This window comes from Streptomyces sp. ME19-01-6 (genome assembly GCF_033793745.1).
Lineage (GTDB): Bacteria > Actinomycetota > Actinomycetes > Streptomycetales > Streptomycetaceae > Streptomyces.
Map to the genome: position 1 here is coordinate 1 of NZ_JARAXF010000074.1, position 8,926 is coordinate 8,926.

The window sequence follows — 8,926 nt, forward strand, 5'->3', positions numbered from 1 at the left end:
GGCCAGTGCGGCCGAGGCGTGGGTCCATGGTGTGGAGGTGGACTGGGCGTCCCTGCTGCCGGTGGGCCCGCACGTGGACCTGCCCACCTACCCCTTCCAGCATCAGCGTTACTGGTTGCCCCAGTCCGCCGGTGGCGTGGACGCGGCCGGGCTTGGCCTGAGTTCTCTGGACCATCCCTTGCTGGGGGCGGCGGTGACGCTGGCCGACGGTGACGGGGTGGTCCTGACCGGTCGGCTCTCCCTGCACACGCATCCCTGGCTTGCCGACCACGCCGTGCAGGGCACGGTCATCCTGCCCGGAACGGCCTTCGTCGAGCTCGCCATCCAAGCCGGCGACCAGACCGGGCACGGCCATCTGGCGGATCTCACCGTGCACACCCCGCTGGTGCTGCCCGAGCAGGGCTCGATCACGCTACAGGTCCGGGTGACCACACCGGATGAGACCGGCCGGTGCAATGTGACCGTGCACTCACGGCAGGGGGACGCATCGGCCTCCGCATGGGCCGAACACGCTGCGGGCGTGCTGACGGCAGAGGTACCGGCGCCGCCCGCCGTACCGACCGAATGGCCACCGCCCGAAGCCACAACGGCCACCGTGGAAGATTTCTATGCGCGACTTGGCGACGCCGGTTACCACTATGGCCCGGCGTTCCAATGCCTGCACGCCGCCTGGCGACACGATGAAGCGGTGTTCGCAGAGGTGCACCTTTCCGAAGCCCAAGAAGCGGACGCCGGCCGGTGCGGAATCCACCCGGCCCTGCTGGACGCGGCCCTGCAGAGCATGTTCCTGCTCGACTCCGACGGAGGCGGCGCCAGGCTGCCTTTCGCCTGGACCGGGGTGACCCTTCACGCCGTCGGCGCCACGGCGGTCCGGGTCCGCATGACACCGGCAGGACCGGACACGGTCTCGCTCGTCCTCACCGATCTCGACGGACAGCTTGTCGCCACGGTGCACGCCCTGGTGCTGCGCGCCGCATCCATTCAGCATGCCGGCCCGAACACCGCTGATTCACTCTTCCACGTCGACTGGGTGGCTGTCCCCGCGCACGGCCACGAGCCCTCTCCGGAAGCTGTGCTCGTCTGCCGCACCTTGGCGGCCCCCGCGGACGACGACCCGGCCGCAGCGGTGCGCACCGCGATCACCGAAACCCTAGCCCTGCTGCGGGAATGGCTCGCCGAGGACCATGCGGACGGCGCTCGCCTTGCGCTGCTCACCTGCGGTGCGGTCGCCACCGATGACAACGAGGACATCACCGACCTGGCCAACGCTGCCGTCTGGGGCCTGGTCCGTTCGGCGCAGTCGGAGCACCCGGACCAGTTCGTGCTGATCGACCTGGATGATCCGGACACCACGCCGGGCCTCCTGCAGGCGGCCGTCGCCACCGGTGAACCCCAGCTCGCGATCAGGGACGGCGCGGTTCTGGTGCCCCGGCTGGCCCGGGTCGTAGGCCACGAGGCGCTGGCCCCACCGACCGGCCAGGCGGCGTGGCGGCTGGACGTCGCCGGCAGGGGCACGATCGACAACCTCGCCCTGGTCGGCTGCCCTGAAGTCCTGGAGCCCCTGGGCCCCGGCCAGGTCCGGCTCGCCGTACACGCCGGCGCCCTGAACTTCCGGGACGTGATCGTGGCCCTGGACGTCGTGGCCGGGCTCGACGGGGTGGGCGGTGACGCCGCCGGCGTCGTCCTCGGCGTAGGACCCGGCGTCACCGACATCGCGGTGGGCGACCGGGTGATGGGACTGTGCCCGGGCTCCTTCGGACCCGTTGCCGTGACCGATCACCGCAGCCTGGTCCGGATACCCGACGGATGGTCGTTCGAGCAGGCCGCGGCCATCCCGGTCGTCGCCCTCACCGCGTACTACGGTCTCGTGCACCTGGCCGCGGTGCGGCCGGGTGAACGGCTCCTCGTCCACGCAGCCGCCGGAGGCGTGGGAACGGTGGCCGTGCAGCTGGCCCGTCACCTGGGCGCGGAGGTGTTCGGCACCGCAAGCCCCGGGAAATGGAACGCACTGCGCACCGCCGGGCTCGACGACGCGCACCTGGCCAACTCCCGCACGCTCGACTTCGAGAAGCACTTCCTGAACGGCACCGCCGGCCGCGGGGTGGATGTGGTGCTGGACTGCCTGGCCGGTGAATTCGTCGACGCAGGTCTGCGGCTGCTGCCCGCCGGCGGACGCTTCCTGGAGATGGGCAAGACCGACAAGCGCGATCCGGCAGCGGTCACCGCGGCACACCCTGGAGTGACCTACCAGGCGTACGACGTGCTGGAGGCTGGAGTTGAACGACTCCAGCGGATGCTCCACGAGATACGCGGGCTGATGGAGCAGGGCGTGATCCAGCCGCTGCCGATCACCGCATGGGATGTCCGGCGCGGTCGCGAAGCCTTCCGCGCGCTGAGCCAGGCACGGCTGGTCGGCAAAGCCGTGCTTACTATGCCCCAGCCGATGCGAAGCGATGGAACCGTACTCATCACCGGTGGCACCGGCGTGCTGGGCGCCGCGCTCGCCCGCCACCTGGTGACCGAAGGCGGCATGAGACACCTGCTCCTGTCCAGCCGCCGAGGACCTGAGGCCCCCGGCGCGGCCGAACTGGCCGCTGAGCTGACTGGACTGGGGGCGAAGGTCACCGTGGCCGCCTGCGACGCGGCCGACCGGGACGCACTGAAGGCTCTGCTCGAAAGTGTTCCGGCTGCACACCCACTGACCGCGGTGGTGCACGCCGCCGGGGTGCTGGACGACGGGCTCATCACCTCGCTGACCCCCGTGCAACTCGACCGAGTGCTGCGCCCGAAAGTGGATGCGGCGATCAACCTGCATGAGTTGACCAAGCACCAGGAGCTGGCGGCATTCGTGATGTTCTCCTCGGTGGCCGCCACGCAGGGAGCGGCCGGGCAGGGCAACTACGCCGCGGCCAACGCCTTCCTGGAGGCCCTCGCCCAGCACCGCCGAAGCCGCGGCCTGTCGGCCTCCGCCATGGCGTGGGGCTTCTGGAACGAACGCAGTGGCATGACCGGCCACCTGGCCGAGGCCGATGTCACCAGGATGAGCCGCGCCGGTGTACTGCCGCTGGACACCGCACAGGCACTGGCTCTGTTCGACCACGCGCGGAGCCTCGACCTGCCGGTGACTGTGCCGGTGCGGCTGGACATCACCGCGCTGCGGGCGCACGCCGGCCCCGTGGCACCGCTGCTTTCCGGCCTGGTGAGCGCGGTGCGGCGACGCGTGTTCACGGCCGGTGCGGGCCGTGGGGGTCCGGACCTGCGCGACCGGTTGGCCGGAATGGCCACTGTCGAACAGGACCGGGCACTCGGCGACCTCGTGCGCTCCCATGCCGCGACCGTACTGGGCCATGGCTCGGCGGAATCCCTCCCGGCGGCACAGACGTTCAAGGCACTCGGCTTCGACTCGCTGACGGCGGTGGAGTTCCGCAACCGGCTCACCGCCGCGACCGGACTACGACTGCCCAGCACCCTGATCTTCGACCACCCGACGCCGACCGCGCTCGCGGCCCACCTACGGTCCGAACTGCTGCCCGAGCAAGCCCCTGGAGCGGACTCGGTGCTGGCCGAGCTCGACCGTCTGGAGTCGGTGCTGGGGGTCGTCGGACTCGACGACCTGGAGCGGGGACGCATCACACGGCGCCTGATGGCTCTGGTGGCTGTCTGGACGAGCGACGGCGGACCGACGGACATGGCTGACGATCTCGATGGCGCCTCGAACGACGACCTCTTCGACATTGTCGACAAGGGCCTTGCCTACTAGGAGCGAACACGAGATGTCCGAAGAAGCCAAGCTCCGCGATTACCTCAAGCGCGCCATCACGGAGGGCCGGCAGGCCCGCCGGCAGCTGCGCGACCTGGAGGAGAAGACGCGCGAGCCCATCGCGGTGACCGGTATGGCATGCCGGTTCCCCGGCGGCGCCCATTCCCCGGAACAACTCTGGGCGCTCGTGGCCGACGGGGTCGACGCGGTGGACGACTTTCCCGAGGGCCGGGGGTGGGCTCCGTTCTTATCGGGGGCGTCCTACACCAAGGCAGGCGGATTCCTCGAAGGGGCCGGCGATTTCGACCCGGAGTTCTTCGGGATCTCGCCGCGCGAGGCGCTGTCCATGGACCCGCAACAGCGCCTCCTCCTGGAGACCTCCTGGGAAGCGATAGAACGGGCCGGCATCGATCCGCTGACCCTGAACGGCAGCCAGACCGGAGTGTTCATCGGCGGGACGTCACAGGAGTTCGCCGGGTTGCTCGCCGCCTCGGACCACGACAGCGAAGGCCACATGCTGACCGGCACAGCCGCCAGTGTGCTGTCCGGAAGGATCGCCTACAGCCTGCGCCTGGAAGGGCCGGCGGTGACCGTCGACACCGCGTGCTCGTCCTCGCTGGTCGCGCTGCACCTGGCGGTGCAGTCCCTGCGCAACGACGAGTCGGACCTTGTGCTGGCCGGCGGCGCCCTGGTGATGACGACACCTGGCGCCTTCATCGAGTTCGCCCGGCAGGGCGCGTTGGCAGCCGACGGCCGGTGCAAGCCGTTCGCGGCAGCGGCCGACGGCACGGGCTGGGGCGAGGGCGTGGGCGTGCTGCTCCTCGAGCGGCTGTCCGATGCCCGCAAGAAGGGGCACCCGGTGCTGGCGGTCATCCGTGGCAGCGCGGTCAACCAGGACGGGGGGTCCAACGGCCTGACCGCTCCCAGCGCCGCGGCCCAGCAGCGGGTCATCCGCCAGGCCCTGGCGAACGCCAACCTCACCGCCGCGGACGTGGATGTGGTCGAAGGCCATGGTACCGGCACCACACTCGGTGATCCCATCGAGGCCCGTGCGCTGCTGAACACCTATGGTCGCCAGGACCGCCCGGACGGTGCACCGCTGTGGCTGGGATCGCTCAAGTCCAACATCGGCCATACCCAGTCCGCGGCCGGCGTCGGCGGCGTCATGAAGATGGTGCTCGCTCTGCAGCACGAGACGCTGCCGCAGACCCTGCACGTGGACGAACCGACTCCGCACGCGGACTGGGAGACGGGCAACATCCGGTTGCTGACCGAGTCACGGCCGTGGCCGCGCAACGGCCGCCCGCGCCGGGCAGGAGTGTCTTCCTTCGGAGTCAGTGGCACCAACGCCCACCTCCTCCTCGAAGAAGCACCGGAACCGGCTGCCGATCCGCAGGAGCCGGCCGTGGCCCCTCCGCTCGACCTGCCCGTCCTGCCCTGGCTGGTCTCGGGCGCGAGTGACGCGGCAGTACGGGCCCAGGCGGCACGGCTGGCAGAGTTCTGCGACGCCGCACCGGAGCTGTCACCGGTGGATGTGGCATGGTCACTTGCCGTCAGCCGCACGGCCTTCGCGCACAGGGCCGTCGTGACCGCTGCGGACGCGCACGGCCTCAGGACGGGGCTGGCCGCAGTAGCGGAAGGCACCTCCGCACCCGGTCTGGTCGAGGGAGTGGCCAAACCGACGGTCCGCGCGGCGTTCGTGTTTCCCGGCCAAGGCGCGCAGTGGGCCGGCATGGCGGTCGAGCTGCTCGCCTCGTCCTCGGCGTTCGCCTCCCGGATGAAGGAGTGCGCAGCCGCCCTGGAGCCGTACGTCGACTGGACCTTGGACGATGTGCTGCGTGCGGAGCCTGGCGCACCGTCGCTGGAGCGGGTGGACGTGGTGCAGCCGGCGCTGTGGGCGGTGATGGTGTCGCTCGCAGGGCTGTGGCGTGCCTGTGGGGTGCAGCCGGTGGCGGTCGCCGGGCACAGCCAGGGCGAGATCGCCGCGGCATGCGTGTCCGGCGCACTCTCCCTGACCGATGGCGCCCGAATCGTTGCCCTGCGCAGCCAACTGATCGCTTCGTGGCTGGCGGGCCAGGGGGGCATGGCCTCGGTGACACTACCGGTGGAACAGGTCCTGGACCGGCTCCGCAACTGGGGGGACACACGGCTGTCGGTGGCCGCGGTGAACGGGCCGCGGTCGGTCGTGGTGTCGGGCGCGCCGGAAGCACTCGACGAACTGCTGGCTCAGTACGAGGCCGAGGGCGTGCGTGCTCGGCGCATCGCGGTGGACTACGCCTCCCACTCGTCCCAGGTCGAGGACATCCGGGCCGAGCTGAACACGGCGCTCGCGGGTATCTCCATGGCTGCCACGGAGGTCGCGTTCTTCTCCTCCGTGACCGGCACGGTGACGGACCCGGCCGAACTGGACGCGGAGTACTGGTACCAGAATCTGCGTCGGACCGTCCGGTTCGACCAGGCCACCCGGGCACTGCTGGACCACGGGTGCACCGCACTGATCGAGGTCAGCCCGCACCCCGTCCTGGTGCCGGCGATCCGCGAGACCATTGACGACCTGGGTTCCGAGGCGGTCATCTTCGGTTCGCTGCGCAGGGACGACGGCGGCGCGGCCCGATTCGTCGCTTCGCTGGCCGAAGCATACGTACACGGTGCCGTCGTGGACTGGCCGGGGCTGGCCGCCCGCCATGCTCCGCAGCGGGTGGATCTGCCCACCTACGCATTCCAGAACCGGCGGTTCTGGCTCGAATCGCCGATCCTCGGAGAGCGGCCGCCCGAGGACGTCGTGGACTCGTGGCGCTACCGGGTGCAGTGGAAACCCCTGCCCGTGCCGACCGCGGAGCAGCCGGAGGGCCGGTGGCTGGTCGTGGTGCCGGAGACCGGTGCCGACGCCGACGTGCTGCGGGCGCTGACCGCCGCGGAGGTCGTCGAGCTGGCCGTCGACAGCGGCGCCGAGCGTCATGCGCTGGCGGCACGGTTGTCCGACGCCGGCGAGGTCCAGGGTGTGGTGTCGACCGTGTCCGACGTCTGGGCCTCGACGGTGCTCGTACAGGCGCTGGGAGACGCCGGTATCACCGCGCCCCTGTGGATGCTGACGCGGGGCGCCGTGGCGGTGGCCGCTCACGACGCGGTGCGTCCGCGGCTGACCCAGCTGTGGGGTCTGGGCAGAGTCGTGGGTCTGGAGCACCCCGACCGCTGGGGAGGGCTGATCGATCTCGCCGAGACCCTGGACGAGGCTTCCGTCCGCGCGCTCTCGACCGTGTTGGCAGCCGACGGCCCCGAAGACCAACTGGCCCTACGGGGGACACAGCTGTACTGCCGACGACTGGTCCGTGCTGAATTGGGCGACTCCGCCCCGGCGCGTACCTGGAAGCCGCGCGGCACCGTGCTGATCACCGGAGGCACGGGTGCCATCGGTGGCCATGTGGCCCGGTGGGTGGCCCGCAACGGAGCCGACCACATCGTGCTCACCAGCCGCCGAGGCAAGGAGACACCCGGTGCCGAGGCACTGCTCGACGAGTTGAACGAGATGGGCACCACGGTGACCGTGGCCGCCGGTGACGTCGCGGACCGGGACTTCCTGGCCAAAACTCTGAGAGAGGCCGGCCCGATCAACGCGGTCTTCCACACGGCCGGGGTCGGCCAGTACGGGAACATAGCCGACCTGACCCGGGCCGAGTTCGCCGAAGCGACAGCGGGAAAGGTGACCGGAGCGCAGCAGCTGGACGAACTGCTGGCCGACACCGACCTGGACGCGTTCGTGCTGTTCTCCTCTGGCGCCGCCGTATGGGGCAGCGCCGGCCAGGCGGCGTACGCCGCCTCGAACGCCTACCTGGACGGGCTTGCGGAGTGCCGCCGTGCCCGGGGTCGGACGGCCACGTCGGTGGCATGGGGCGGTTGGTCCGGTGGCGGGATGCTCGCCGGGGCCACGGAACGCGAGCTCAGCCGGCGCGGGGTCGGTGCGATGGAGCCGGAGCTGGCCCTGTCCGCGCTGCAGCAAGTGCTCGATCACGACGAGACTTCGCTGACGGTGACAAGAATGGACTGGGCCCGGTTCGCGCCGGCCTTCACGCTGGCGCGCCGGAGCCCGCTGATCGAGGACATCCCCGAGGTCGCCGCGGCCCTGGAGGAGAAGCCAGATGAGGCGGACGCTGATCCGCGCGCTGCCGCCCTGCGCGGGCGGCTGGCGGCTGCGAGTGACACCGACCGGACCACAGTCCTGCTGGACGTCGTGCGTGCCGAGGCGGCGGTGGTGCTGGGGCACACCGACAGCGGCGCGATCGACCCCCGCAAGCCCTTCCGCGCCCTCGGCTTCGACTCCCTGCTGGCGGTCGAGTTCCGCAACCGCCTGACGAAAGTGACAGGGCTGCGACTTCACGGGGCCGTGGTGTTCGACTACCCCTCCCCGATGCGGCTGGCCCAGCACCTCGTGACCGAACTGCGTGGCGAGGCCGACGAGGCGGCACCGGTCACGGCGGCCCTGAGCAGCGACGAGCCGATCGCGATCGTGGGCATGGCATGCCGCTATCCGGGTGGAGTGAGCACGCCGGAAGAATTGTGGGATCTGGTCTTGTCCGGGACGGACGCACTCTCCGAGGCTCCCGCCGACCGAGGCTGGGAAGCGGACGTCGTCGGCGGATTCGTGGACGACGTCGGCCATTTCGACCCGGCGTTCTTCGACATCTCGCCGCGGGAAGCGGTGGCGATGGACCCGCAGCAGCGGTTGCTCCTGGAGGCGTCCTGGGAAGCCCTGGAACGCGCAGGCATCGACCCGGCCACTCTCAAGGGAAGCGCGACCGCGGTCGTGGTCGGCGCCGCAGCACTGGAGTACGCGGGTCTGCTGTCCCAGGCCGCACACGGCTCCGAGGGCTTCGCCATGACGGGAAACTCCGGCAGCGTCATCTCCGGTCGGATCGCCTACACGCTCGGCCTGGAAGGCCCGGCGGTCACCGTCGACACCGGCTGCTCCTCCGCTTTGGTGGCGCTGCACCAAGCCGTCTCCGCGCTACGCAACGGGGAGTGCTCGCTGGCCCTGACGGGCGGAGTCGCAGTAATGGCCACTCCGGTCGCCTTCACCGAGTTCGCGCGGCAGGGTGGGTTGGCTGGGGATGGCCGGTGTAAGGCGTTTGCTGAGGCGGCGGATGGTACGGGGTGGGGTGAGGGTGTTGG

The 8,926-nt window shown here is 70.7% G+C and carries 2 protein-coding genes; both read left to right on the forward strand.

From position 1 onward, the window contains the following. On the forward strand, positions 1–3,760 hold a 3,760-nt coding region (locus PV419_RS52510), incomplete at its 5' end, for an SDR family NAD(P)-dependent oxidoreductase (RefSeq protein WP_319701185.1). Further along, positions 3,705–8,926, forward strand: a 5,222-nt coding sequence (locus PV419_RS52515) for an SDR family NAD(P)-dependent oxidoreductase (RefSeq protein ID WP_415925575.1), incomplete at its 3' end; no start/stop codon positions are given. The genes PV419_RS52510 and PV419_RS52515, both read left to right, overlap by 56 nt.